General features: G+C 60.6%; 24 protein-coding genes. 14 read left to right on the top strand and 10 right to left on the bottom strand.

The annotated features are described in order from the left end of the window. Positions 1–223 precede the first annotated feature (223 nt). Positions 224–1,834, top strand: a complete 1,611-nt coding sequence (locus ABWV64_RS07765) for a Hint domain-containing protein (RefSeq protein ID WP_353343758.1) — start codon at positions 224–226, stop codon at positions 1,832–1,834. Position 1,835: 1 nt separating this feature from the next. Next, positions 1,836–2,924, top strand: coding sequence for a Hint domain-containing protein (locus ABWV64_RS07760; RefSeq protein WP_353343756.1), 1,089 nt, complete (start codon positions 1,836–1,838; stop codon positions 2,922–2,924). Here the strand turns inward: ABWV64_RS07760 and ABWV64_RS07755 are convergent. Then, entirely contained in the window at positions 2,921–3,601 is a 681-nt protein-coding gene (locus ABWV64_RS07755) for a DUF1028 domain-containing protein (RefSeq protein WP_353343754.1), read from the bottom strand. The genes ABWV64_RS07760 and ABWV64_RS07755 overlap by 4 nt on opposite strands. Before the next feature lie 104 nt (positions 3,602–3,705). Between ABWV64_RS07755 and ABWV64_RS07750 the strand changes: the two genes are divergently transcribed. The 12 genes from ABWV64_RS07750 to ABWV64_RS07695 all read left to right on the top strand — a co-directional run bounded on the left by ABWV64_RS07750 (position 3,706) and on the right by ABWV64_RS07695 (position 14,907). Further along, positions 3,706–5,280 (top strand): ABC transporter substrate-binding protein, encoded by a 1,575-nt coding sequence (locus tag ABWV64_RS07750; protein ID WP_353343752.1) that lies wholly within the window; start codon positions 3,706–3,708, stop codon positions 5,278–5,280. 96 nt (positions 5,281–5,376) lie between these two features. After that, complete coding sequence (locus tag ABWV64_RS07745) at positions 5,377–6,324, top strand: ABC transporter permease (RefSeq protein ID WP_353343750.1); 948 nt, start codon at positions 5,377–5,379, stop codon at positions 6,322–6,324. 10 nt (positions 6,325–6,334) lie between these two features. Continuing rightward, positions 6,335–8,221, top strand: a complete 1,887-nt coding sequence (locus ABWV64_RS07740) for a dipeptide/oligopeptide/nickel ABC transporter permease/ATP-binding protein (RefSeq protein ID WP_353343748.1) — start codon at positions 6,335–6,337, stop codon at positions 8,219–8,221. Further along, the gene (locus tag ABWV64_RS07735) at positions 8,218–9,168 is read left to right on the top strand and encodes an ABC transporter ATP-binding protein (RefSeq protein ID WP_353343746.1); all 951 of its coding nucleotides are present in this window, start codon (positions 8,218–8,220) and stop codon (positions 9,166–9,168) included. The genes ABWV64_RS07740 and ABWV64_RS07735 overlap by 4 nt, the downstream gene beginning before the upstream one ends. Continuing rightward, positions 9,143–9,907: a FadR/GntR family transcriptional regulator gene (locus tag ABWV64_RS07730; protein ID WP_353343744.1), complete on the top strand. Its 765-nt coding sequence runs from the start codon at positions 9,143–9,145 to the stop codon at positions 9,905–9,907. The genes ABWV64_RS07735 and ABWV64_RS07730 overlap by 26 nt, the downstream gene beginning before the upstream one ends. A gap of 151 nt (positions 9,908–10,058) precedes the next feature. After that, positions 10,059–10,673 (top strand): ribonuclease D, encoded by a 615-nt coding sequence (locus ABWV64_RS07725; protein ID WP_353343742.1) that lies wholly within the window; start codon positions 10,059–10,061, stop codon positions 10,671–10,673. A 4-nt stretch (positions 10,674–10,677) separates the two neighbouring features. Continuing rightward, positions 10,678–11,652: a KpsF/GutQ family sugar-phosphate isomerase gene (locus ABWV64_RS07720; protein WP_502902639.1), complete on the top strand. Its 975-nt coding sequence runs from the start codon at positions 10,678–10,680 to the stop codon at positions 11,650–11,652. A 3-nt stretch (positions 11,653–11,655) separates the two neighbouring features. After that, on the top strand, positions 11,656–12,267 hold the full coding sequence (gene lptC / locus ABWV64_RS07715) for an LPS export ABC transporter periplasmic protein LptC (RefSeq protein WP_353343738.1): 612 nt from the start codon (positions 11,656–11,658) through the stop codon (positions 12,265–12,267). A gap of 68 nt (positions 12,268–12,335) precedes the next feature. Continuing rightward, entirely contained in the window at positions 12,336–12,773 is a 438-nt protein-coding gene (locus ABWV64_RS07710; RefSeq protein WP_353343736.1) for an LptA/OstA family protein, read from the top strand. A 3-nt stretch (positions 12,774–12,776) separates the two neighbouring features. After that, positions 12,777–13,565, top strand: a complete 789-nt coding sequence (gene lptB / locus ABWV64_RS07705) for an LPS export ABC transporter ATP-binding protein (RefSeq protein ID WP_353343734.1) — start codon at positions 12,777–12,779, stop codon at positions 13,563–13,565. Positions 13,566–13,824: 259 nt separating this feature from the next. After that, the gene (hpf, locus tag ABWV64_RS07700; RefSeq protein ID WP_353343732.1) at positions 13,825–14,394 is read left to right on the top strand and encodes a ribosome hibernation-promoting factor, HPF/YfiA family; all 570 of its coding nucleotides are present in this window, start codon (positions 13,825–13,827) and stop codon (positions 14,392–14,394) included. A gap of 48 nt (positions 14,395–14,442) precedes the next feature. Further along, a complete protein-coding gene (locus ABWV64_RS07695; RefSeq protein WP_353343730.1) occupies positions 14,443–14,907 on the top strand; it encodes a PTS sugar transporter subunit IIA in 465 nt (154 codons plus the stop codon). A gap of 39 nt (positions 14,908–14,946) precedes the next feature. Here the strand turns inward: ABWV64_RS07695 and ABWV64_RS07690 are convergent, their stop codons facing one another. From ABWV64_RS07690 to cysQ, 9 genes are all read right to left on the bottom strand, one after another. Next, a complete protein-coding gene (locus ABWV64_RS07690; RefSeq protein ID WP_353343728.1) occupies positions 14,947–16,395 on the bottom strand; it encodes a nodulation protein NodH in 1,449 nt (482 codons plus the stop codon). 6 nt (positions 16,396–16,401) lie between these two features. Next, positions 16,402–18,099, bottom strand: a complete 1,698-nt coding sequence (locus tag ABWV64_RS07685; protein ID WP_353343726.1) for a DUF5927 domain-containing protein — start codon at positions 18,097–18,099, stop codon at positions 16,402–16,404. A 15-nt stretch (positions 18,100–18,114) separates the two neighbouring features. After that, positions 18,115–19,125: a glycosyltransferase family 2 protein gene (locus ABWV64_RS07680; protein WP_353343724.1), complete on the bottom strand. Its 1,011-nt coding sequence runs from the start codon at positions 19,123–19,125 to the stop codon at positions 18,115–18,117. Between the two features lie 52 nt (positions 19,126–19,177). Continuing rightward, positions 19,178–20,401, bottom strand: a complete 1,224-nt coding sequence (locus ABWV64_RS07675; protein ID WP_502902625.1) for a glycosyltransferase family 4 protein — start codon at positions 20,399–20,401, stop codon at positions 19,178–19,180. Between the two features lie 16 nt (positions 20,402–20,417). Then, the gene (gene galE, locus ABWV64_RS07670; protein WP_353343720.1) at positions 20,418–21,401 is read right to left on the bottom strand and encodes a UDP-glucose 4-epimerase GalE; all 984 of its coding nucleotides are present in this window, start codon (positions 21,399–21,401) and stop codon (positions 20,418–20,420) included. 34 nt (positions 21,402–21,435) lie between these two features. Then, on the bottom strand, positions 21,436–22,326 hold the full coding sequence (galU, locus tag ABWV64_RS07665; protein ID WP_353343718.1) for a UTP--glucose-1-phosphate uridylyltransferase GalU: 891 nt from the start codon (positions 22,324–22,326) through the stop codon (positions 21,436–21,438). 139 nt (positions 22,327–22,465) lie between these two features. Then, a complete protein-coding gene (locus ABWV64_RS07660) occupies positions 22,466–23,719 on the bottom strand; it encodes a glycosyltransferase family 2 protein (protein ID WP_353343716.1) in 1,254 nt (417 codons plus the stop codon). Continuing rightward, entirely contained in the window at positions 23,719–24,519 is an 801-nt protein-coding gene (locus tag ABWV64_RS07655; protein ID WP_353343714.1) for a 3-deoxy-manno-octulosonate cytidylyltransferase, read from the bottom strand. The genes ABWV64_RS07660 and ABWV64_RS07655 overlap by 1 nt, the downstream gene beginning before the upstream one ends. Next, positions 24,520–25,317 carry a 3'(2'),5'-bisphosphate nucleotidase CysQ gene (gene cysQ, locus ABWV64_RS07650; protein ID WP_353343712.1) on the bottom strand — a complete coding sequence of 266 codons (798 nt, stop codon included), beginning with the start codon at positions 25,315–25,317 and terminating at the stop codon, positions 24,520–24,522. It abuts the gene before it with no gap. Positions 25,318–25,436: the final 119 nt, after the last annotated feature.

Genomic DNA, 25,436 nt, shown 5'->3' with positions numbered 1-25,436 from the left:
AAGCCGCGATTTGGGCGCTGTGGTCGCCCTTCTGCGGCGAAAACCTTATGGAAACAAGGCGATGCGTGTTAATGAATGGTTAATAATGACCCGAGGCAGGGCAACCAAAGTGGGGCCGCAATAGGCCCCTATCGAGCGGAATAAAAGAATAAGAGTTTGATAGCGTTGGCATTTTTGCCTGCGCGCTCTGGGTATCTTGCCTCCAACGAGGGTTGGAGCAGTAATGGTTGCGGCATCGAAGCTGACAGTGAATAGCAACGCCTCTGCGATGCAGATGGCGCAGGAGATCTTTGGTCTCGGCGTTCAAGTCGTCGGGGCTTCGCTTGGCGGCGACAACCGCTCTTCGGGGATTTTCGAGGGCGGCGATAGCGTTGCGCCCGGGCTGACGCCTTCGGACAGCGGTGTGGTCTTGTCGACGGGGCGCGCGCATTCCGTCACCAATGCTGCGCGCACGTATAACTCGTGGAAGGGTCAGACCGAGGCGCAAGCAAACCAATCGGAGTTTCGCAGCACCAACACGCGCGGCGTCGACAATGCCGCCGATTTCAATGCGGCTGCGGGCACCCGCACCTTTGATGCGGCCTATCTCGACGTTGATTTCATTCCTGACGGCGATGTGATGACGATGCAATTCGTCTTTTCCTCCGAGGAATACCCCGAATTCACCACCAGCCAGTATCAAGATTTCGTCGGGGTTTGGGTCAACGGCCAGCAGGTCGAATTGGCCGTGGGCAATGGCGATATCGATCCGGGAAATGTGAACGGATCGACCAACCAGAACCTCTATATCGACAACGCCAATTCGGAATTCAACACCGAGATGGACGGGTTTACCGTCACCATGACGCTGACCATGCCGGTCATCGACGGCGAGGTGAATTCCATCCGCATCGGGATCGCGGATGTCACCGATACCAGCTATGACAGCAACCTGCTTATCGCGGGCGGATCGGTGCAAACGGCGGTCGTGGCCCATGAGGATGTCGGCAATATCTTTGTCGAGGGCACCACCACGATTGATGTTCTGGCCAATGATTTCGATGTCGCTGGCGGCCAGCTTATGATCACCCAGATCAACGGTGTTGACGTCTATCCTGGGCAGGTTGTGACGCTCAAAACCGGCCAGCAGGTGTTCCTTAATACGCGCGGCACCTTGACCGTTGTGGCCGATGAAGACGTCGAGGACGTCAGCTTTACCTACACGATCCAGAACCAGAGCGGGCAAACCGATGTCGGCTTTGTCACCGTCAGCTCGATCCCCTGTTTCGTGGCGGGCACGATGATCCGCACCCCCGACGGGGAGGTGCCGGTGGAAAGCCTTGTCGCGGGCGATCTGGTGATGACCAAAGACGACGGCGCGCAGCCCCTGCGGTGGATTGGCCAGCGCCGCGTTGCCGCCAAGGGCGATTTTGCGCCGGTCCGCATCGAGGCCGATACCTTTGGACGCCATGATGAATTGCTTTTGTCGCCGCTGCACCGTGTGCTGATCCGCGATCATCTGGCCGAGTTGATGTTCGGCGAGGCCGAGGTTCTGGTGGCAGCAAAGGATTTGATCAACGATTGCTCGGTGCGCCGCGTCGAGGGCGGCGAGGTGGAGTATGTCCACCTGCTGTTTGATCGCCATCAGGTGGTTTATTCTGCGGGGCTGGAGACTGAAAGCTTCCTGCCTGGTCCGCAGACGGCCAAAAGCTTCGAGGCCGAGATCGTGCGCGAGATTTGCACCATATTCCCCGAGATCGACCCCGAAACCGGTGCAGGATACAGCCCCGCCGCGCGGCGGCTTTTGCGCGGATTCGAGGCGCGGCTTTTGTTCGGTCAACGGACGGCGGCCTGATATGGGGTGGATCGGCCTGTCCGATGAAAACGGCAGCCTGTTTTGCCTTGAGGGATTGGGCACGGCATCCGCGCGCCGCCCCTGTGATACCAAAACCAATCAAATGCCCTGCGGCACCTTGCTGCTTGAGACGCGGCTTTCGCCGGACGGGCGCCCGCAGTCCTTGCTGTCACACCGGCGTAGCCACCCGTGGCGCAGCGGCTTCTCGCTCCATTCGCTGCCCGGCGGCGGGCTGGCGGTGGTCAGTTCGCTGGGCGATGTGATTGCGCATGGGGTTTTGCATCACGACGGGGCGGGGCGCACCGATGTGTTGCGCATCACCTATAGTTGGAACCACCCGCAAGGCTGGGGCCGTCTGACGGTCGAGCGGCCCGAAGGCCCGTCCTTTGTCACCCTCGATATCAAAGCGCCGCCGCCGATGATGATGGAGGACCTGCGCGAAATCCTGCGTGATCCGTTGCGGCGCAGCATGGATGCGGATGTGATTTTCGTCGCGCTGTCCGACCGGATCGAACCGGTTGGTTTGATGCCCAGCCTGAGTCTGAACACGCCGATCGCGGCGCAGGGCGGCTACCGCGCCGCCAGCACGCTCAAGCGCGGCGATCTGGTCTATACGCCTTGCGGGGATCTGGTGCCGGTGCTGCATGCGGTGCGCCGCACCGTGCCCGCACGCGGCAGTTTCGCACCCGTGCGGTTGCGCGCGCCCTATTTCGGATTGCAGCAAGACATCATCGTCGCGCCCGAACAGCGGCTCATGATCACCGGCTCGGAGGTGGAATATCTGTTTGGCACCGAAGCGGCCTTGGTGCCTGCCGGTCATATGATCAACGGCGTCTCGGCCACCCGTTGCGAGGCCGAGGCGCTGATCAGCTATGTGCAGGTGGTCTTGCCCAAACACGAGGCGGTTCTGGCGGCGGGCTGCGCGGTCGAGAGCCTATATGTCGGGCGCATCCGGCGCGATGCAAAGGGTTTGGCGGCCAGCGTGCTTTGCAATGCCGCGCGCTGCGAATTGCCCGAACATGCGCGCGCCTCCTATCCGGTTCTCAAACATTTCGAAGCGGTCACTTTGGCCGATCACCGCGCCGCTTAATCGGGCGCGGCGGTCTCTTTGAGCACGCGCATAGGCGCATCGCTACAGGGCACTTGGCTGGCCCAATCGGCATAATCGCCCGATGTGGCGCGCCCGTGGAGCGCGCGCAGGGCGCTCAGCGGGGTTTCGGAGTAATCGATGCGCAACGACATCGGCGCGGCGTCGCGGCGCAAGACCAAAAGCGCCGAAGAGTAGAGACCGCGCGCATCGCTGCCTGCGGCGTCGCCCGCCTCTAGCCCCGCGATGAGCCGGCTCGCAAGTTCCCCCTTGGCGGCCAGAAACCCGTCGACCAGCGCGTCGATGACCCCCGCATTGGCCAGCATATTGCCCGACGCGATTCCCCCCTCAAAGGCCCGCGCGGCGATCTGCGGCGTGTTGGAGGTGCCGCTGAAGATGCCGCTTTGCCCCTCGCAATCGAGCGCCGAAAGCTGGCGATGGGCACGGCCTGCGTCATTGCCCACAATTTGTGCAACCGCTTGCGGGGCGGCGGTTCCGGCCCGCATCAAGGTAAGCACATCCTCGCCCCAAAAGGTGCTGGGCGCCGCGCCTTGGGAGGCAGAAAGCCCTGCATTTATATGGCCTCTAAGCACCCAACCCCCGACGCAAAGGCTGCCGGTGGCCGCAGCGCCGCCCAATGCGCCAGTTTCAGGGTCACGAACGAGTATTGAGAAAGTCATGGCAGCATTTTCACCTATTTCGCCGTCTATTTATAGTGATAAATTTGACCGAATGAATTTATCATGATTAATTCATGGAAAATTAGCCAACTGGGAGAAAGAAAATGACACTTGTGAAATGGACACGCCGCGGGGCGATGGCCGCAGCAGGGGCGATGTTTGCGCTTGGCGCGCTTGCGGGTCCGGTTGCCGCACAAACGCCCCCTGGCGTCTTGATCGTGGGGCAGATTGCCGAACCCAAATCGCTTGATCCGGCGGCGGTCACGGCGGTGAATGATTTCCGTATTCTGGTGAATATCTATGAGGGGCTGACGCGTTATAAATCCGGCACGCTCGAGGTTGAACCGGCGCTGGCGACCGGATGGGAGATCAGCGAGGACGGCACTGAATATACCTTCAAGCTGCGCGAGGGCGTCACATTCCATGACGGCACCGGCTTTGACGCCGAGGCGGTGAAATTCAATTTCGACCGGATGCTCGACGAGAGCCACCCGTTCCACGACACCGGCCCTTTCCCGCTCTCCTTCTTCTTTAGCGCGGTCGAAGAAACCACGGTTGTCGATCCGCTGACCGTGAAATTCAAGCTCAACGCCCCCTATGCGCCGTTCTTGTCGAACCTCGCCTATCCGACCGGCCTGATGGTGTCGCCAGCGGCGGTCGAAGCGGGCGGCAAGGATTTTGGCCGCTCCCCCGTGGGCACTGGCCCGTTCAAGTTCGAGGAATGGAAATCCAACGAGCGCGTGGTGGTGACCCGCAATGACGCCTATTGGGGCGAGAAGGCGGGGACCGAAGCGGTCGTCTTCCGCCCGATCACCGATGCCAATACCCGCGTGGCCGAAATGCTGGCGGGCGGGATCGACATGATGGTCGAAGTGCCGCCCACTTCGCTGTCGCAATTCGGCAGCGGTTTTGAAGTCGCACAGCAAGCGGGCCCGCATGTGTGGTTCTTGATCCTCAACGCGAAGGAAGGCCCCTTTGCCGACAAGCGCGTGCGCCAAGCGGCCAATTACGCGATCAACAAATCAGCGATTGTCGATAACGTCCTCGAAGGCACCGCAGCCGTGGCCGCAGGCCCGACCCCGCCTGCCTTTGCTTGGGCCTATAACGAGAGCCTCGAGCCCTATCCCTATGATCCCGAGAAGGCCAAAGCCTTGCTTGCCGACGCGGGCGCAGAGGGCGCGGAATTGACCTTCTTTGTAACCGAAGGCGGCTCTGGCATGCTTGACCCGATTGCCATGGGCACGGCGATTCAGGCCGATCTGGCCGCTGTGGGCCTTAAGGTGAAGATCGAGACCTATGAGTGGAACACTTTCCTTGGCGAAGTGAACCCCGGTCTGGAGGGCAAGGCCGATATGGCCGAGATGGCGTGGATGACCAATGATCCCGATACATTGCCCTTCCTCGCGCTGCGCACCGATGCGTGGCCCGATAAAGGCGGGTTCAACTCGGGCTATTACTCGAACCCCGAGGTGGACAAGCTGCTCGAAGCGGCGCGGGTTGCGACCGATCAGGGCGAGCGCGCCAAGCTCTACCAACAGATGCAGGTCATCGTGCAGGAAGATGCGCCTTGGGTTTTTGTTGCCAACTGGAAGCAAAACGCCGTCACCAGCGAGCGCGTGCAGAACTTTGGCCTTGAGCCGTCGTTCCTTTTGCATCTCGGCACTGTTGTGAAAAACTAAGCCAAAAGGCGCGGGCGGCCTATCTCTGCCCGCGCCCGATTGATTGCGCCAATGCGCGGCGTGCACATAGGCCGCCGTGCCAGATGAGAGATCGCTATGGGCCGCTATATTCTTCGCCGATTGATTTTTGCTATTCCGGTCTTGTTGGGGATCACGGTGATCGTGTTCTTGATCATGGCGATGATCCCGGGCGATCCGGCGACGGCGATCCTCGGCTCTTATGCCACGCCCGAAAACGTCGCGAAATTGAACCGCGATCTGGGCTTGGATGCGCCCTTGGTGCAGCGCTATTTCATCTGGCTGGGCAATATGCTCTCGGGTGATTTCGGGCGGTCATACTCGCTCAACCGGCCCGTCTTGGACGAGATCACCGAAAGGTTTTCGGCCACTTTGATCCTCGCAGGGGTGAGCTTTGTGCTGTGCTCGCTCTTGGGGATTTTGGCGGGGGTGATCTCGGCGGCGCGGCAATACGGATTTGCCGACAAGGCCATTACCTTTGTCGTCTTGATCGGCATTTCGGTGCCGTCGTTTTTCCTCGGGATGATGATGATTTTGCTGTTCGCGGTCAAACTGCGCTGGCTGCCAGTCTCGGGGATGTATGCGATCTACGGCGGCGGTGATCTGGCCGATCTGGGCAAACATCTGATCATGCCTGCGTTTGCCTTGGCGGTGGTGGCCACGGGGGTGATTGCGCGTCTGGCGCGTTCGGCGATGCTGGAAGTTTTGCGCCAAGACTACATTCGCACCGCGCGGGCCAAAGGCGTGCCGGAGCGGCGGGTGATCATGGGCCATGCCCTGCGCGCCGCAATGGTCAGCATCATTCCGGTTCTGGGCATTCAGGCGGGGTTTGTGCTGTCGGGCTCGGTCTATATCGAGATGGTTTTCCAATGGCCGGGGGTGGGGCGAATGCTGGTCGATGCGATCCTCAAACGCGACATCCTTTTGGTCCAAGGCGGGGTGGTCTTTGTCGCCGCCTGCTACGTTTTGTTCAATATCGCGGTCGATGTGGCGCAAAGCCTTCTCGACCCGCGCATCAAGACCTAAGGGGCCGGATATGCAGACCTTTCTTGCGCTCTTGTTTCGCAACCGTCTGGCCGCGCTCGGCGCGGTGGTGATCTCGGCGGTGGTGCTTTTGGCGCTGATCACGCCATTGTTGCCCTTGGCCGATCCCGATGTGATTGAGACCGCCGACCGGTTCAAGCGGCCCTTCTCCGAGGGGCATCTTTTGGGCACGGACCACCTTGGCCGCGATTTGCTGTCGCGGCTGCTGTGGGGCACGCGGTTGTCGCTGGCGGTGGGGGCCTCGGCGGCACTGGCGGCGGCGCTGATCGGATCGGCGATTGGCGTGACGGCGGGGTATTTTGGCGGGAGGGTGGACAACCTGATCATGCGCGGCGTCGATATGTTGATGGCCTTTCCCTATATCCTTTTGGCCTTGGCGATTGTCGCGGCATTGGGGCCTGGGCTGCTCAATGCGCTAATCGCGGTGGCGGCGGTGAATGTGCCGTTTTTCGCGCGCAACATTCGCGGCATCACCGTGGGGCTTGCGGGGCGCGAATTTGTCGATGCGGCGCGATTGGCCGGATTGGGCCATACGCGGATCATCCTGACCGAGATATTGCCGAACCTATTGCCAGTGATCGTCATTGCCATGTCCACCACGGTGGGGTGGATGATCTTGGAAACGGCGGGCCTGTCATTTTTGGGGCTGGGCAGCCAGCCGCCGCAAGCGGACCTTGGCTCGATGCTGGGCGAGGCGCGGGCGGCTTTGATCACCGCGCCGCATACCTCGATCATTCCGGGGATCATGATTTTCCTCATCGTCATGTCGATCAATCTGCTCGGCGACGGGGTGCGCGATGCGCTTGATCCGCGCTTGCGCTCGGGCGCGCTCAGCCGTCCGATGGCGACCACGATGGTGGACCGCTCCGGCCCCGTGCCGCCGGCGGATGATGAATTGCTCTCGATCCAAGAGCTGCGCACCGAATTTCGCGTCGGCGCGCGCCAATACAAAGCCGTGGGCGGTGTCAGCCTTGCGGTGAGCGCGGGCGAATGCCTTGGGGTGATCGGCGAAAGCGGGTCGGGCAAATCGGTTACGGCCCTGTCTGTCATGGGGCTTGTCGCCTCGCCGCCCGGAGTGATCACAGGCGGTGCAGTGCGCTATGAGGGCGAGGATTTGATCGGCGCGCCCTATGAGACCCTTCGCGCCAAACGCGGGCAAGCGGTGTCCTATATCTTTCAAGACCCGCTGGCCACGCTGCACCCGCTTTACCGTGTCGGCGATCAGATGGTCGAGGCCATTCAGGTCCACCATAAGGTCGGCAAATCCGAGGCGCGCGCCAAGGCATTGGAGCTTTTCGAGGCCGTGCGTATCCCCAATGCGGACAGCCGGTTGGACAACTACCCCCATGAGATGTCGGGCGGGATGCGCCAAAGGGTCGGCATTGCCATGGCCTTGGTGAACGATCCCAAAGTGATCATCGCGGACGAGCCGACCACGGCGCTGGATGTGACGGTGCAGGCGCAGATTCTGGCGCTGCTCGACGATCTGCGCCGCGCGCGCGGGCTTGCGATCATTTTTATCACCCATGATTTCGGCGTGGTGGCCCAGCTATGCGACCGTGTGGCCGTGATGTATGCGGGCCGGATCGTCGAAGAAGGGCCGACGGGCGATGTGCTCGACGCGCCTGCCCATCCCTATACCAAACGGCTGATCGCTTGCGTGCCCGAGCTTGGCGGCGGGCGCAGGCGGCTGGAGGCGATTGCGGGCCTGCCGCCGGTGGTGGATAACCTGCCCGCTGGCTGCGCCTTTGCGGCGCGCTGCGACAAGGCCGAAGCGGCGTGCAAAGCGGGCGATATCGGACTATTCGGCGCGGCGGGCCGCCGCGTGCGGTGCCTCTACCCCGAAGAGGTGATCATCACCGAGGAGGCCCTGTCATGAGCGTTTTGCGTGTCGAAAAACTGGCCAAGACCTTTGCCGTGAAGGGCGGATTTTTTGGCCGTGACCGCGCCGGTGTGCGGGCGGTGCGGCCGATGTCCTTTGCGGTGGAAAAGGGCGAAACCCTTGGCATCGTGGGGGAATCGGGCTGCGGAAAATCGACCTTGGCGCGGATGCTTGTGGGGCTGTTGCCGCCCAGTCAGGGACAGATCGAAATCGAGGGCGCGGCGCTGACCACCGCCGATCCTGCGGCTTTCGGGCGGATGATCCAATATGTGTTTCAAGACCCGATCAGCAGCCTCAATCCGCGCAAAACCATCCGGCAGATCATGGAGGTGCCGCTCAAACGGCTCCACGGGATGGATCGGGCCGCCCGCACCGCGCGGATCAGCGAGATTTTCGCATCGGTGAATTTGCGCGACGAGTTTCTTGATCGATACCCGCATGAGTTCTCCGGTGGTCAGGCGCAGCGCATCGGCATCGCCCGCGCCCTTGCCGCCGCGCCGCGGATTATCATTCTGGACGAACCGGTGTCGGCCTTGGATGTGTCGGTGCAGGCGCAGGTGCTCAACCTTCTGGCCGATTTGCGCGCCGAATTCGACCTCACCTATCTGTTCATCAGCCACGACCTCGCCGTGGTCGAGGCGGTCAGCGACCGCGTCGTGGTATTGTATTTCGGGGCGGTGGTCGAAATCGGGCGGGCCGAGGATATTTTTCGCGCGCCCAAACACCCCTATACCAAGCTTTTGGCAGATAGCGCGCCGGTGGTGGGCCGCCCGCTCAAAGCTCCCGAGCAAAAGGGCAGCGAATTGCCCGATCCGCTCAACCCGCCGCTTGGCTGTGCGTTTGCGGGGCGTTGCCCAAAGGCGACGGACCTGTGTAAGAAGAGCGACCCGCAATTGGAAGACATGGGAGCGCATCACTTTGCCGCCTGCCACCACCCGAATTAAGCCCGAACCGCGCCAAAGCCGCCCTGTGCAAGTCGCCGAAGCGATCAAGGAATGGGTGGTCGATGAGGGCCTGCAAGCGGGTGACCGTCTGCCGTCGGAGCCGGAGCTTATCGCGCGGTTTGCCATGGCCAAAGGCACGATCCGCGAGGCGATGCGGATTTTGGAAGCGCAAGGATTGATCAAGACCCGCACCGGACCGGGGGGTGGCAGCTTTGTTCATGAGGTCTCCAAAGAGCGCGCGCGGGCCTTGCTTGGCAATTACTTCTATTTCCAAAACCTCACCATCGCCGACATCTACCAGTTGCGCCGCGCGCTGGAGCCGGAGCTGGCGGCCTCCTTGGCGGGGCAGCTATCCGATGAGGCATTGGAGGAGTTGCACGCCATTCTGGCAACCTATCCCGATGCTGCCACCAGCCCCGAAGAAGAGCGCGAGCAACATATCGCCTCGCTCAATTTTCATAAGGTGCTGGCGGTGCAATCGGGCAATAAACTGCTCGGGTTCATGATCGATTTCATGGCCAATATGCTGTCGGATCTGACGGTTTACCGCCGCCTCTACGAGCCGCCCAATGTGGAACTCTGGGCCAAGGGCCGTGCCTATCAGGCGCGGTTGATCGAGGCCCTGCGGCACGGGCAGGCCGGTGAGGCGCGCCGCGTTATGGCCGAGCATATGCAAACCGCGCAAAGCCTGATGGAGGCGCAAGAGGCCGAGATGCAGCGCGGGTTTATCTCCGAATAGCGCCGCATCGGGCCAAAACCCGCGCGCGGCGTGGGTGTTGCGTGCGGGCTTGTGCCGCCGAGCCTTGGCAATTGCGCCCATGCGGGCCTATATAGCGGCAACAGATGCGCGCGTTTGATCCGCCCGCATGGCAGGCCAAAGGGATGCGCGAATGACCAACCACCTTTACCAAAACGATTTGCCCGACGGGCTCGACATGGGCCCGATTGTGGCGATTGATTGCGAGGCAATGGGATTGCACGCGCATCGCGACCGGTTGTGCCTTGTGCAAATGTCGGGCGGGGATGGCAATGTGCATCTGGTGCAAATCGCCAAGGGCCAAACCGAGGCGCCGAACCTTTGCGCGATGCTGGAAAATCCCGATGTGCTCAAGCTGTTCCATTTTGGCCGTTTTGATATCGCGGGCATGTATCACACTTTTGGCGCGCTGGCCGCGCCGGTGTATTGCACGAAAATCGCCAGCCGACTGGTGCGCACCTATACCGACCGGCATGGGCTGAAGACCTTGGTGCAAGAACTGGTCGGGGTGGATATTTCCAAGCAGCAGCAAATGAGCGATTGGGGCGCGGAAGAATTGACCGAAGCGCAGCTGGACTATGCGGCTTCCGATGTCCTTTACCTGCACCGTTTGCGCGAAGAGATGAACAAACGCCTCGAGCGCGAAGGCCGGATGGAATTGGCGCAGGCCTGTTTCGATTTCCTGCCCACGCGGGCCAAGCTGGACATCGCCGGATGGCCTGAGACGGATATTTTTGCGCATGCCTGAGGGGATGAAATCGGACCGCGCGGCGGTGTTCTTGGACGCGGCGCGCCGCGTGATCTCGATCGAGGCCGAGGCCTTGACGCAACTTGGCGCGGCCTTGGACGACAGCTTTGCCGAGGCGGTCGAATTGATGCTGGCGGTCAAGGGCCGCGTGATCATCGTGGGCATGGGCAAATCGGGCCATATCGGGCGCAAGATCGCCGCCACATTGGCCAGCACCGGCACACCGGCGCAATTCGTCCACCCGTCCGAGGCCAGCCACGGCGATCTGGGCATGTTGACGCGCGCCGATGTGGTAATGGTGCTGTCCAATTCGGGCGAGACGCCGGAATTGGCCGATGTGATTGCCTATACCCGCCGGTTCGACATCCCGATGATCGGGGTTGCCAGCCGCGCAGAGTCGACGCTGATCAAACAATCCGATGTGCGTATTGTTCTGCCCCGCGCCGAGGAAGCCTGCGGCACCGGTGTTGTGCCGACCTCTTCGACGACAATGACGCTTGCGCTGGGCGATGCGCTGGCGGTGGCCTTGATGGAGCATCGCCAATTCACGCCCGAGCATTTTCGCGAGTTTCATCCCGGCGGCAAGCTTGGCGCGCAGCTCAGCCGCGTGCGCGATTTGATGCACAGCGGCGCGGCCTTGCCGCTGATCGGGCTTGAGACGCCGATGGGCGATGCCCTGCTCGAGATCAGCCAAAAGGGGTTTGGCGTGGTCGGGGTCACCGCCGCCGACGGCACATTGGCGGGGATCATCACCGACGGGGATTTGCGCCGCCATATGGACGGGCTGTTGAGCCAATCGGCCAAGGATGTGATGACGCCCTCGCCCAAAACGCTCGCGCCTGAGGCTTTGGCCGAAGAGGCCGTGGCGGTGATGAACGCGCGCAAAATCACCTGCCTCTTCGTGGTGGATCCGGCGGGGAGCGGCGCGCCCGAGGGGTTGCTGCATATCCACGATTGCCTGCGTGTCGGGCTAGGCTAGGCCGTGGCGCGCGAGAATCTCCACTCGCGGGTGGTGGCATGGTTGAAAATCCTGCTGCCGGTTGCGGCGCTGGGCATCCTGTCGACGCTGTTTTTGATCTCGCGCGGCAATGATCCGGTGTCGACGATTCCCTTCGCCAAAGTGGATTTGAACCAGCGCGCCAAAGAGGAAGGCATGAGCAACCCGTCGTTTTCGGGCGCTACGCCCAGCGGCGATATGGTGCTGTTTTCCGCCGCGATTGTGCGGCCTTTGCCAAAGCAGACGGGGCAGTTTTTGGCAGTTGATGTGAACAGCCGCATTGACCTGTCGGGCGGCGGGCAGATCGATCTGACTGCGGCGCGGGCCTTGACCGATAGCGGGGCGGTGCATGTCACACTTGAGGACGGCGTGGTTTTGACAAGCTCCACAGGTTACGAAATCCGCACCGATACGATGATTGCCGATCTTGGCGCGCCATCGATGGAATCGGGCGGCGAGGTGACAGGGCAAGGCCCCGCAGGCACGTTCAGCGCCGGAAAAATGCAGCTTTCCGCTTCCGGCGGTGATGGTCATGCGCAATTGCTTTTCACAAATGGCGTCCGGCTGGTATACCGTCCGGCACAAGCCGAGGAGTAACGCCGTTGCCGCGTCATAGATTCACATATGCCCTATGGGTTTGCCTTGGCCTTTGGGCGGGCTTTTATATGCCGTCTTCTGCCGCCGCGCAGGGCGTGGCCTTTGGCGCGATGGCCAGCCAAGGCGACGCGCCTGTCGAGGTCTCTGCCGATAATCTGGCCGTGAACCAAAGCGACGGCACGGCGGTGTTCACCGGCAATGTGGTGATCGGGCAGGGCGATATGCGCCTGTCTGCGCCGCGTGTTTTGGTGGTTTATGCCGAGGCGAACGAACGGATCGAGCGGTTGGAGGCCACTGGCGGCGTGACGCTTGTATCGGGGGAGGATGCCGCCGAGGCCCGCAGCGCGCGCTATGATATCGACGGGCAAGTGATCGTGATGGAGGGGGACGTCCTGTTGGCGCAGGGGCCATCGGTGATGTCTGCCGAACGTATGACCGTGGATCTCGAAAAAGGCACGGCGCAAATGGGCGGGCGCGTGCGCACGATTCTCAAGCAAGGTAAGTAAGGTATGAGTGACGCAGGCCAAGATGCGGGTGAAAGCGACGCGCCGCAATTGACGGTGACCGAGGGCACGTCGGGGCTGCGCATTATCAACCTGCGCAAGTCCTATAACAAACGTGTGGTTATCCGCGATGTGACCATTGATTTGCAGCGCGGCGAGGTTGTCGCCTTGCTCGGGCCGAACGGCTGCGGCAAGACCACGACCTTTTATTCGATTGCCGGATTGGTCTACCCCGAGGGCGGTCATGTGATGATCGACGGGCGCGATGTGACCGGATTGCCGATGTATCGCCGTGCGAAGCTGGGCATTGGCTATCTGCCGCAGGAAATGTCGGTGTTTCGCGGGTTGAGCGTCGAAGACAATATCGGGGCGATTCTCGATATTGCCGTCAAAGATCCGCATAAGCGGCGCGAGCGGCTCGAAGAGCTTTTGTCGGAGTTCTCGATCGAACACCTGCGCCGCGCGCCCGCGCTGGCCTTGTCGGGCGGCGAGCGGCGTCGGGTCGAAATCGCGCGCTGCCTTGCCGCCGATCCGAAATATCTTCTCTTGGACGAACCGTTTGCTGGGGTCGATCCGATCTCTGTGGGCGATATCCGCCATTTGGTCGCCGACCTCAAAAAACGCGGTATTGGCGTGCTGATCACCGACCATAATGTGCGCGAGACGCTCGAAATTGTGGATCGCGCCTATATCTTGCATGATGGCAAGGTGCTCATGTCCGGCACCCCCGAAGAGGTGGTGCGCAACGAGAATGTGCGCCGCGTCTATTTGGGCGATAACTTTAAAATCTCCTAACCGCGCGGCAAATAATTGCCCTAGTTGAGCAGATTCTTTTTGCCCAGACGGATTGACAAGATCGCGGGATCGGGCGTCAAATAGAGCCATGACATTCGTGCTTCTTGCCCTGCTTTCCTGTGCGGCCTTCTCGTTAGGGTCGGTGAAGGCTACGCAAAAACGGTGTCTCATTCCAGCAACCGGCAGCTAATGACTTCGGCGTGTGCGCTTCACGCGCGCAATCCGATGTGCGACCGGTGCGACTTGCAAAGGAGACGACATGCGCTACCAAATCAGTGGAAAACAAATTGATATCGGCGAGGCGCTGCAAACCCATGTTCAATCCGAATTGGGCGATGCAGTAAAGAAATATGCCGAGCGTCCGACTGACGCACAGGTGATCTTCTCCAAAAGCGCGAGCGAATTTGTATGCGAGGCGACGGTGCATTTGTCCACCGGATTGACCGCACAGGCAAAGGCGCATGAGCATGAGATTTATGCCGCTTTTGATAGCTGCTGCGCCAAGCTCGAAAAGCAGTTGCGCCGCTACAAGCGCCGGTTGAAGGACCATCACACCCACCGCGCGCAGCCAGTTGAACTTTTCGCGGGTTCCTCGTATATCCTCGCTTCAGATCACGCGGATGAAGAATCGGAACCCGAAACCCTGCAACCGATGATCGTGGCCGAGATGGAAGCGAAGATCCCTTCGTTGTCAGTCGGCGAAGCGGTCATGCAGATGGAATTGGCGAACGCTCCGGTTCTTATCTTCCGTAATGAAACCAGCGAAGGGATCAACGTGGTATATCGCCGTGATGACGGCAATATCGGTTGGATTGATCCCAAGAATTGAGGCGGCGGGGCCAATGCGCCCCTAAGCCGTCGGAGCGAAATACGGACTATGGAACTATCCACGATCCTCAAGCCTGAGGCGGTCAAGGTTATCTCGGCTGCCTCAAGCAAGAAGCGTCTTTTGCATGATTTTGGCGATCTCGCCTTTGCCGCTTATGGCATTCGGGCTGGGCTTGCCGTCGAGGCCTTGCAAGAGCGCGAGAGCCTTGGCCCCACGGGCGTGGGCAACGGCGTGGCGCTGCCCCATGCGCGTATTGACGGGCTGAGCGAGGTTGTCGGCGCGTTTATCTTGCTTGAAAAACCGGTGGATTTCGAAGCGGTTGACCGGCAACCGGTGGACATCGCCTTTGCGCTTTTTGCCCCCGAAGACGCCGGTGTCGAGCATCTCAAGGCTTTGGCTTTGGTGTCGCGCACGTTGCGTGATGCGAGCGTTTGCGCCAAGCTGCGCGCCAATACCGACGCTGCGACGCTTTACACGATCCTGACCGAAGGCCCCTCCGTCCAAGCGGCGTAAGCGCATGCGCCATCTTGTGCGCGCCGCAGGGCGGGCGGCTTATGTAAGATCGCCCCAAGGCCCGAACCCGAACATCATATAATCGCGCTGGTAGATATCGGCGACACGCGCCTCGATCTCGGCGTCATAGATATCGCCAAGCGTAAAGGGTGCATCTTGCGGCGCGGCGCTTGGGTCGGGTGCGTCGCTGCGGCCCACCTGATGGGCGATGGCGGGCAAATAGGCCTCCATCTCGTCTTCGCGCAAAATGAAATCGGGAAAGGCAAAGGTGCCAAGCCCCTGCACCGTATTGGCGGCGCTGGCCCATGTGCTGTCGATGCGCACGCCGGTTTGGCCCGCGAGGTTGGCCTTGAGAAAATCCAAAAACGCGATAAAGGCCTCGCGGTGCGCGCGCCGGTCATAGCTGTCGTCGGGCTTCTCGACCGGCCCTTGGCCAGGGATCGGCAGCTTGTATAGCTTGCGCAGGGTCTTGCGGATATCCGAATAGGCCGCGGCGCCCGAAGACAGGATATGCGCGCAAAAGGCGCAATGCGCGCGCGCGGCAGGGTGGCGAAGCACGGTGAAGCTGCGGTGGCCCGTATGGGCGCGCTTCCATTGGCGCAGGCCCTTTTGGTTGAATTTGGTGAGCAATTCGTCCTCGCCCACCCCGTCGAGCGCCGCCATCCATGCCGTGACCTCGGCCTCCGGCCCGCCGCGCACCGGCATGTAGAGCAAAGGCGATTGCGCGCAGGCCACATAGGAGGGCACGACAGGTCCGCGGCGCGGTTCGAAATTCGGGGTGCGGGTCAAATTGAAGGTGTCGAGCCGCGCCAGAGCCTCTTCCATTGCGTCAAAGTTCTCGACCTTGTCGGAAATCGGGCTCGGGTTTTGTTTCTTGAGCTTCTTGTCGAGGCTGTCCAAGGCCTCGTCCACGCCAAGGTATTTCGCCAGCCCGTTCATCACCTCGACGCTTTGCAGATCCTCATAGGCGACATAAAACGCCGTCTGGCCGGAGCATTGCAATGTGTTGAGCAGCGCGACCTGAAAGCCTTGCAGCTTGGCGAGGTGGTGTTCGAATTCGTCGCGGTCGAACTCGGCCTTGCCGTCCTTGCGCCGCCGCGCGTCGGTCAGCTTCCATTGCCCCGTGGCTTGGGCGATTTTCCAGCTGACATAGCTGTCGACCGGATTGCGGGTCAGGATGATTTTGGCGCAGCGCGGATCGGCCAAGGCGATGTCCATCGCGCGCGCGTCGTGGTCGTGGAAAAAGCGAAAGCCGCCCAAAACCCCTTCTTGCGCTTTGATCGTCTCGATCAGACGGGCCGGATCGCCCTCGCGCATGGCTTGGGTCACGCCCAGAATATTGTCGACGTTGGGGTAGCCGATGAAATGCGGATTGAAGGCCTCGCCGTGGCAGGTGATGCCGCCGAAGGCATTGAGGTTCGCCTCCAGAAAGTTCGATCCGGTGCGCATTTCGGCAAAGACAACGAAATAGTCAAAACGGTCGGTCATCGCGGGTTACTGCACCAAATAGGGTTTGCGCGGCTTGCGCGGCGCGAGGTTTTTATCATTGGTAACAGGGAAGTCGCCCATGAGATAGGGATGCATCCCTTGGTTCTTGAGGTTTTGCAAGAACTGCCCAAAGCCGGACAGATCGACCATCTTTGGCGCTTCGGCAAGGCGGCGGGTGTTCTTCGGGCCGATCTCGTCGATGATGGTTTGCAACGGCTCCATCGGGGCTTCGATAAATTCGGCCATGGTCCAGATGCGAATGCGCGCCTTGGAATGGGGCGAGCGCAGGATATCGAGATGCTTGCTTTCTATCCGTTGGAGCCGCGCCGCTTCGGCACGGATTTCGGCAAAATTCTGGTTGGAAAAGAACAAGGGCACGGCCCATGCGCCCGTGATTACGCTGATTTGCGCATTGGGGTCTTTGGCCACGTGCCAGCTTATTTTCTGGCTGTCGCGCGGGCCGAATTGAAAACACTGGCGCTCGCCTCGGGTGTTCCAGATCAGGTTGGTGAGGAAGGCTTTGGGGTTGTAGTCGCGGATCGCGGCGCTGTCGCTGAGCGCGCCGTTGATCACGCTTTGCCCGCCGCCGTATTCGACACGTTCGGGGCCATAAAGATGACCGTGAACGCGCGCGCCGGTGGCCTTGCCGAGCCATGCTTCGAAATCTTCAAAGAGGTCCGAGAACCCCTCAAAGACCGAATATTTCGACGAGGTCATGCCGTTGTCCCAACCCTCATTGGGCCAGCGACCTTGCATAAAGAGGCCTGGGCGCCCGCGGGTGCGGCGCTCGACGGCTTTGGCGAAAATGCGGTCGATCTTGCCGGGGTTCGGCTCTGTGCGCTTCATCGCGCCGGCTTCATCGGTCAGAAAAGCCTCGTAGAGCCGGTCCGCATGGGGCCAGATTTTGCGCGCCACAAAGCAATCGGAGCGGCGCAAAAGCTGCAGGTGGTCGTCATAAAAGATATGCGGCTTGCCTTGGAAATCGAATTTGCTCAGCGTCAGCGAGCGGCTTTCGATATTGGTGGAATATTGCCGCGCCAGAGTTTGGAAATAGCTCTCGTCGGGGATCCAGACCTTGGCGAAATAGCGGTCATAGGTTTCGCGTTCGGGGTCTTCCAAAATCGCTGACAAGGTCTGCCGCGTCAGGCACCACCACTGGCTGCCCATATGGGGGACGATACCGTTGGGAATGCGGCGTTTGAAGCCGATCCGGCGCTGCAACAGCACATAGCGGTCAAAGAGATAGCGATGTTTTTTCCAAGAGAAGGGAAAGCGCATGGTAAAGCGCTCTTTGTCCAAGCCGCCGACCGTCCAAGGCACATCTGCCGTGGTGGCGCTTTCGATGAAATCGGTGCGCGGGCGGCTGTCGAGATAGTCGATCAGTTCCTGCACGGGGCGCAGCGGCAGGCAAGAGCCGGAGGCCAGATAGACATGGCGCACGTCGGGAAAGCTTTCGAGCATCAGTTCGGCGGCCGATTGCGACCCCGCCACAATGCCCCAGGTGCCCCATTCACACCGGTGCCTTTGGCAAAATTTCACATCGGGCAAATCGCCCAGAGAGGCGGCAAAAGCGTTATAGGTTTTGCGCGGCACGGTCTTGTCGACGTGGATCACCACCGGACAGCCCGCAGCCGCCCAATGACGGGCCACTTGCTCGGCCCGCGCCAGTGCCGTGTGCACCAACATGACAATTCCAACGCTCACCCGCGTTTCTCTCCTTTAGGCCCAATTGCCCTTTGACATCAGCCCGAGGATTTCGAGCTGTCGCCAGTTAATGTATTTCTCGGACCATTTACACCAAAGTTCGGGGTTTTCCTCGAGCGTCTCGGCATAGGCCTTATATTCGACCGAGGCGGCATAGTGTTGCTTGCGCTCCAACTCTTCGGCCGCTTTGGCGGTGAACGTGTCGAGGAATTTGGTATGCAGCAAGACGCCGCTGGCTTTCTCGCCGCCCCATTCGTCATACACGAGATTGAGGCCGCGCGGCAAAAGCATATGAGTCGAGCTGACATAGGCGTATTTGCGGTCCCATTTGACGAGGGGAATCTTATTGAGCGCGGGCGCCTTGGCGGGTTTGTCGGGGAAAAACACCCTCTGGCGCGGCCCGCCCTGTATCCACAGATTGCCGAAGCGCTTGTTCTTGGTGATCGTGTAGTTGCCGCTGTCGAACCAATTGGCGATCTCCAGCGGGTCTTGGCCGGCTTGGTAAGGTTCGGCGTCGATGCGGCCCTTGGGATACATATCCAGCAGCATCGCCGAAAAGCTTTTGATCGATGAGGCATCGAGCCAGTCGGTCAGCGCACGAAGCGGGCGCGTGTCGCAAAACGGATAGACCAAAAATTCGTCGGGATCGACGACCAAGGCCCAATGCCCGTCGGCATAACGCATCTGTAGCCAGTTGAGCCAATCCACGCCAAAGCGCGCGCGTTTATATCCGGCTTCGGTATACCAAAGCGATACATCGGGTTGATCGGCAAGATATTCGGCAGAGCCATCGTTGCTGCCGTTATCGACAAAGAAGAAGTGGTTCACGCCGATATCGCGGTAGTATTTCAAGAAATACGGCAGGCGCACACGTTCGTTGCGCAGGGTCGAAAAGACAAGGATATCGCCGCGGCGGACGCTTTTGGTGCGGTCGGCAATGGATTGCAATTCGCGCCGCTTGCGAAACGCACGCAAGCGCCAGCGCCGACGCTGAACCCTGAGCCGATAGGATTGCAGTGCACCCAAAACCGTTTCCCCTCACCCTGCCTGAATGATTTCGCAGGTCCAGGACGCGATATCACGCCATCCTTAAGACGGCATTGAAATGACTGTCCCAATCAGGCGCGGTAAATTGCAAAGGTATGCCTTTGTCTGTTGTGCCTGTGGCCTGCTCGTTTGTGGCAAGATCAATTATAATCTTTTGCCATAGATAACTGTCATTTACCTCTGCGTAAACGGGTAATGCGCCCAAGACTTCTTGGAAAACGGGCAGATCAGAGGCCACCACAGGGCATCCCAAGCGCGCCGCTTCGACAGCGGGCAAGCCGTAGCCTTCGGCGAAGCTGGGAAACAGCAGGGCGCGCGCATGTGTGAGGAGCGTGGTGATCTGACCGTCGGTGAGATTAGGAAGTTCACGCAGGGGGCTGTCATCTCGCAGCGCGTCCAATCGCGCAAAGACCGCCTCGTTCTGCCATCCCCGTTTGCCGCAGATCAGCAAATGCGGCAGCGGCGCGTCCGGTGCGTCAAGCGCCATCCGATCCCAGATGTCGAGCAACAAGGCGTGGTTCTTGCGCGGCTCGATGGTGCCTAGGATGACAAAAAACGGCGCGGCATCGGGGCGGGTATAGCGCGCCAGATCGCTGGGGAGAGGCGATGGCGCGGCAGGGGTGACGCCCAGATGTGCGACGACACAAGGCGGCGCGCCCGCCGCATCCAGATAGGCCTCGACCCGCCTGCGCGTGTCTTCGGAGTTGTAGATCACGCGGTCCGCATAGGCCCCCACACGGCGCAGCATCGCGGCAAAGCGCGGCACGGCCTCGGGGCGGGTATATTGCGGGTAATCCAGCGGGATCGCATCATGAATCAGCACGTTGATTTCGGCCTCGGGACCATGGCGCAATCCGTGCAGCGTCCGGTCGGTGAGGTTCGAATGGCCGGTGTTGAAATATTGCGCGCCGCGTGGCAGGCGGCTGGCCAGCATTTTTTGCAATCCATAGGGGCGACAACGCGCCAGGGCCATGCGGCGCAGGTCCGTTTGCGCGCGTTTTTGCATCACCGATATCCCCCGCGCCATGCGCGACAGGCGATCTGCCTCGCCCCATTCAGCCTGTCCCTCGATGCGGGCGAGGATCGCCTCGCAGCCCGCAAAATCCAACATTATATAGCCGAAAGCCGTGCGCGAGAGGGCGAAAACCGGCGCATCGCGCAGCGTGATAAACCTTCGCAGATAGGCCAGCTCTACCCGATCAACGCCGGTCAAAACCTCTCCGGCCCGACTGACCAGTCGGGTGATGTCCAACACACGCGCAGGAAGGGGGTTATTTGTCGTAATGTCCAGTCTGATGCCACTTCCATGCGTCAGAGATCATTGTCTGCAGGGTCGAGCGGGCGGGTTTCCAACCCAATTCCTGTTCGGCGCGGGTCGATCCCGACACCAGTTTTGTGCAATCGCCCGCGCGGCGGTCGCCCTCGTTATAGGGGACGGCGCGGTTGGTCACCGCGCGCGAATGGTCGATCACCTCGCGCACCGAAAACCCCGATCCGGTGCCAAGGTTGAACACGCGGCTGCCTTTGTCGTCCTGTAGCCACTTGAGCCCCAAGACATGCGCATCGACCAGATCGCACACATGCACATAGTCGCGGATACAGGTGCCATCCGGCGTCTCGTAATCCGTGCCGAAAATCGTCAGCGCATCGCGCTTGCCGTCGATCGCGTCCAGCATCAGCGGGATCAGATGTGTTTCGGGTTGGTGATGCTCGCCCACCTCGGCCTCGGGGTCGGCGCCCGCGACGTTGAAGTAGCGGAAAATCACATGGTTGAGGCCGTTGGAGGCCTCGAAATCGCGCAAAATGTCTTCGATTGCACGTTTGGACGCGCCATAGGCGTTGATCGGATATTGAGCCGAGTTTTCGTCGAGCACCACGTTGTCTTGGTCGCCGTAGGTGGCGCAAGTGGATGAAAAAACAAAGTTTTCACAGCCCGCCGCCACCGTGGCCTCGATCAGGTTGAGCGAACCCATCACATTGTTGAGCCAGTATTTCCCTGGCACTTGCATGCTCTCGCCGACTTGGCTCAGCGCGGCAAAATGCATCACGGCGACAGGTTTGTATTTGGCAAACACCTCGTCAATGCGGGCGCGGTCCAACAGGTCGCCCTTTTCGAAGGGGCCAAATTTTACCGCGTCTTCCCAACCGGTTACGAGGTTGTCGAAGGTGACGGGGGTATAGCCCGCCGCGCGCAACGCTTTACAGGCGTGCGAGCCGATATAGCCCGCGCCGCCTGTTACCAATACATTGGTCAATGGATGTCCCTTTTCGTGTCGTTAACTCAGCCGCTTATTGCGCGGCTTTGTTAACATGAACGATCTCTTCAAGGAACTGTGTAAGCTCGTCGCGCAATTCGTCCCGTGCAAGGGCGAAGGAAACGGTGGCTTGCAAGAAGCCCGCTTTGGAGCCGCAATCGAAGCGCTGACCACGGAAGCGGTAGCCGTAAACATCGCCATTGGCGATTTCCTCGGCGATGGCGTCGGTCAACTGGATCTCGCCGCCGGCACCGGATTTCTTCTGGTTCAGGTTTTGCAAGATTTTCGGGGTCAGAATGTAACGGCCGATCACGGCAAGGTTCGACGGCTCTTCGCCCGCTTTGGGTTTTTCGACCATGCCTTTGACCGAAACCAGCGATCCCATGTCCTCTTTGACGTCCAAAATCCCGTAGGCGGAGGCCTTTTCTTTGGGCACTTCCATCGCGGCGACGATGTTGCCTTGGGTTTCCTCATAGGCTTCGACCATCTGCTTGAGGCAGGGTTTTTCGGCGGCGATCACGTCATCGGGCAAGATCACGGCAAAAGGCTCATTGGCGATCAAACGACGGGCGCACCAAACCGCATGGCCAAGGCCAAGCGCCTTGTGCTGGCGGATATAGGCGATGGCGCCGCTGTCCATATTGGTGGCCTTGAGAATCTCCAAAAGCTCGTCCTTGCCCTTGCGGCGCAGGTCGGCTTCAAGCGTGGGCGAATGGTCGAAATAGTCTTCGAGGGCTCCTTTGCCGCGCGAAGTCACAAAGATAAATTCTTTGATCCCTGCTTCGCGGGCTTCGTCAATCGCGTATTGAATCAACGGGCGGTCTACCAGCGTCATGATTTCCTTCGGCACCGATTTCGTGGCGGGAAGAAAACGTGTTCCCAAACCTGCGACCGGAAAAATTGCCTTGGTTACCTTTTTGCGCATCATTCACTCCTGAAAATTTATTTTCGTTCGCCTTAGGCGATCTAGGTTAGCATAACATCTTGCTTGTTTCCGTCCCATGACAATCGTCTGAAACTATGGCGAGCTGCGTTCAGAAATTGGGCGATGTGCTAAATATTCATCAAAATTGTGCGTCGCCTCTGGTCCGGCTGACGCGGGAGGCTTCGATTTTGGCCCGTGCCATGAGGCGGTAGAGCTTGAACAAGGGGCCGCTGCGCAGGCTGCGCCCGAAAATTCCCCCTGTGTGGAGCCAATAGCCCTCGGACGTAAAGCGGATATGGTGGAAAAGCGCCGTGGCCGAAAACAGGTAGAGGGTGACGGTGTTGCCTTCTTTGGTGGTTGTTTTCGCGATATTTTTCAAAGCCTTGGCGCGATATAGGCGGCCGGCGAGGGCGCGGTGTGATCCGGTGGCGCGGCTGCTGAAGGCTTTGAGCCCGCGCGGCGCGGGTCCGATCGCGGGCAAAGGCGCAATGGGGCGGCTTTGCCCCTCGGCCATTCCTGCGTCCAAGCTGCGGCGCAACCGGCGGATGTCGCGCGGCTCCAGACGCCCGTCGATCAGACAGGCGGATAGTCGCGCATTTTGCGCCATGCGTTCCTCGGCCAGCCGCGCCGCGCGCTGCGATTCGGGGCAATGTTTGCGCAAATACACCGCGAGGCTCGCGCCGATCTGGCTCAGATCGCGGGGCGCGCGGTTGGCGTGGCGGCGGCTTGAGGCGGCATAGCCGTGGTGGACTTGGGCCAAGGGCGCGATGGCGGTCGCGTGACCTTGGGCGGCCAGTCGCAGGTTGAGATCGCTTTCGTCGAGATAAAAGCGAAAGGCCGGATCAAACCCGCCCATTTGCGCCAGAAGATCGCGCCGCACCGCCATATTGGTGCCTTCGGTCTTGATCGCGCGCTCGGGTGTGGGGTGTAGAACGGCGGCGCGGGTTTCGTCGGGCAGGGTGATGTCTTTGCTGCGGGCGGCGCGGTCGATGCTGCGGGCTTTCCATTGAAAGCTGATCCCGTTGCGCCCCAAGACATAGCCGCCGACCGCCATGACCTCGGGGTCGCCAAAGGGCGCGGTGAGATGGGTAAGCCAAAGCGGTTCGGGCACCGCGTCATCGTCGATAAACGCCACGATGTCGCCCGCCGCTTCGGCGATGCCAAGGTTGCGCGCGGCGCAGATATTGGCCTCGTCAAAGGCGACGGTCTTAATCTCGGAAGTAAGGCCCAGATCATCCGCAGCCGCCACGCCTTCGGGGTCGGCGACAAGGATGACCTCAAACGCGGGATAGATCAGCCGCGACACAGCGGTAAGGCACAGGCGCAGCGCATCTGCGCGCGCGCGGCTGACGATGACGACGGAAACCGTAAGGGGGGCTTCCGCAGCGGTCATTATTGCATATCCATCTCGGCCATCATTGCCTCAATGCGGGGCACGTCTTCGGGGTTGTTGAGCTCCCAAAACTGGCGTCCGCGTGCTTCGACCTCGACGCAAAGAACGGGGCGGCCACGCTCCAAAAACCGCAATTGTTCAAGCCCTTCGAGGCCTTCGAGCGGGCCTGCATCCCATTTGGGATAGGCGGCCAAAGCCGAGGGGCGATAGGCATAGACGCCGACGTGGTGGAACACCGGCGTCTCGTCGCTGTCGCCATAGGTTTTGGAGGTGAAGGGCACGACTTCTTTGGAGAAATAGAGCGCGTGGCGGTCTTTGGTGAACACCGCCGTGGTGCCGCCGACGCGGCCCGCTTTGCGGTCATCCAAAAGCCCGTTGAGCGCCCGCCCGTCGCAGCGCAGCACGGGGGTTGCGACCTCGGCCATCGGGTCGTTTTGCAAGCCTGTGACCAAATCCTCGACGAACCAATGCGGGGTCAGCGGCGCATCGCCTTGCAGATTGACGACAATGTCGTAACCGCCGCCTAGGTTTTCCAAGGCCTCGGCACAACGTTCGGTGCCATTGGCGCAGGTCTCGGCGGTCATCACCACCTCGGCGCCAAAGGCCTCGGCAGCGCTGCGAATGCGGTCGTCATCCGTGGCTACGACCACGCGGTCCACGCCATTGACGGCGCTGGCCGCCTCCCACGATCGCTGGATTAGGCTTTTGGAGGTGCCGCCCGCGCCGGTCAGTGCGACCAGCGGCTTGCCAGGATAACGCGTCGAGGCGTAGCGGGCGGGGATGACGACCAGAACCGGCATTTACGCGTCTTTCAACGCGACGCTGGGGCTATAGGCGATGAAGAACGGGTTGGCGTAGCCCTCTTTGCCATAGACCAGAGGGGAATGATCGTCGAAGCGCACGACCTTGCCGCCAGCGCCATGCAACACCGCATGACCTGCGGCGGTGTCCCATTCCATCGTGCGGCCCACGCGCGGGTAGATATCGGCCTCGCCCGTGGCGATGAGGCAGAATTTCAGCGACGATCCGGCGCTTTTCATATCGGCGACGGCGTATTTGTTGATGTAATCATCGGTCGCCTGATCGCGGTGCGATTTTGATGCTACGACCAAGAGGGCCTCGTTGTTGGCCTCCGAGACTTTGATCGGCACCAATTCACCGACTTTTTCTGGGTGGAAGGGCGCGGTTTCTTCATAGCTGTCGCCGGAGCTGTCGGTAAAGAACATGCGGTCCTTGGCGGGGGCATAGACCACGCCGCGCGTCGGCGTGCCGTTTTCCACATAGGCGATGTTGACGGTGAAATCGCCGCGGCGGTGGACGAATTCTTTGGTGCCGTCGAGAGGATCAACGATCAAGAAGGTCGCGCCGGTGCTGTCGTGGGTGTCGGCTTGCTCTTCGGTGACCAGCATCACATCGGGGAAAGCGGCGCGCAGACCGGCGGAGATAAGCGCATCGGCGGCCTCATCGGCGGCGGTGACGGGGCTGTCGTCGGATTTGGTTTTGACGTCGAAATCGTCGGAGTTGTAAATCTCCATAATTTTGTCACCCGCCAAAAGGGCAAGGCGGCGCATTTCGATGGTCAGCTTTTCGTAATCCAATGTCACACTCCAGAGTAGCAAGGCGCGGGCTGCGCCTGATTTGTTGATAATGCTTTTGGGCCCCCTTATGGTATGAGCCTAACAGAACGGCAAGAATTCCGTGACATAAGGTCCGCCAA

This window comes from Litorivita sp. NS0012-18 (genome assembly GCF_040371945.1).
Classification (GTDB): Bacteria; Pseudomonadota; Alphaproteobacteria; order Rhodobacterales; family Rhodobacteraceae; genus Litorivita.
The sequence above is the reverse complement of the archived record's forward strand: the minus strand, read 5'-3'. Positions and strand labels throughout refer to the sequence as shown.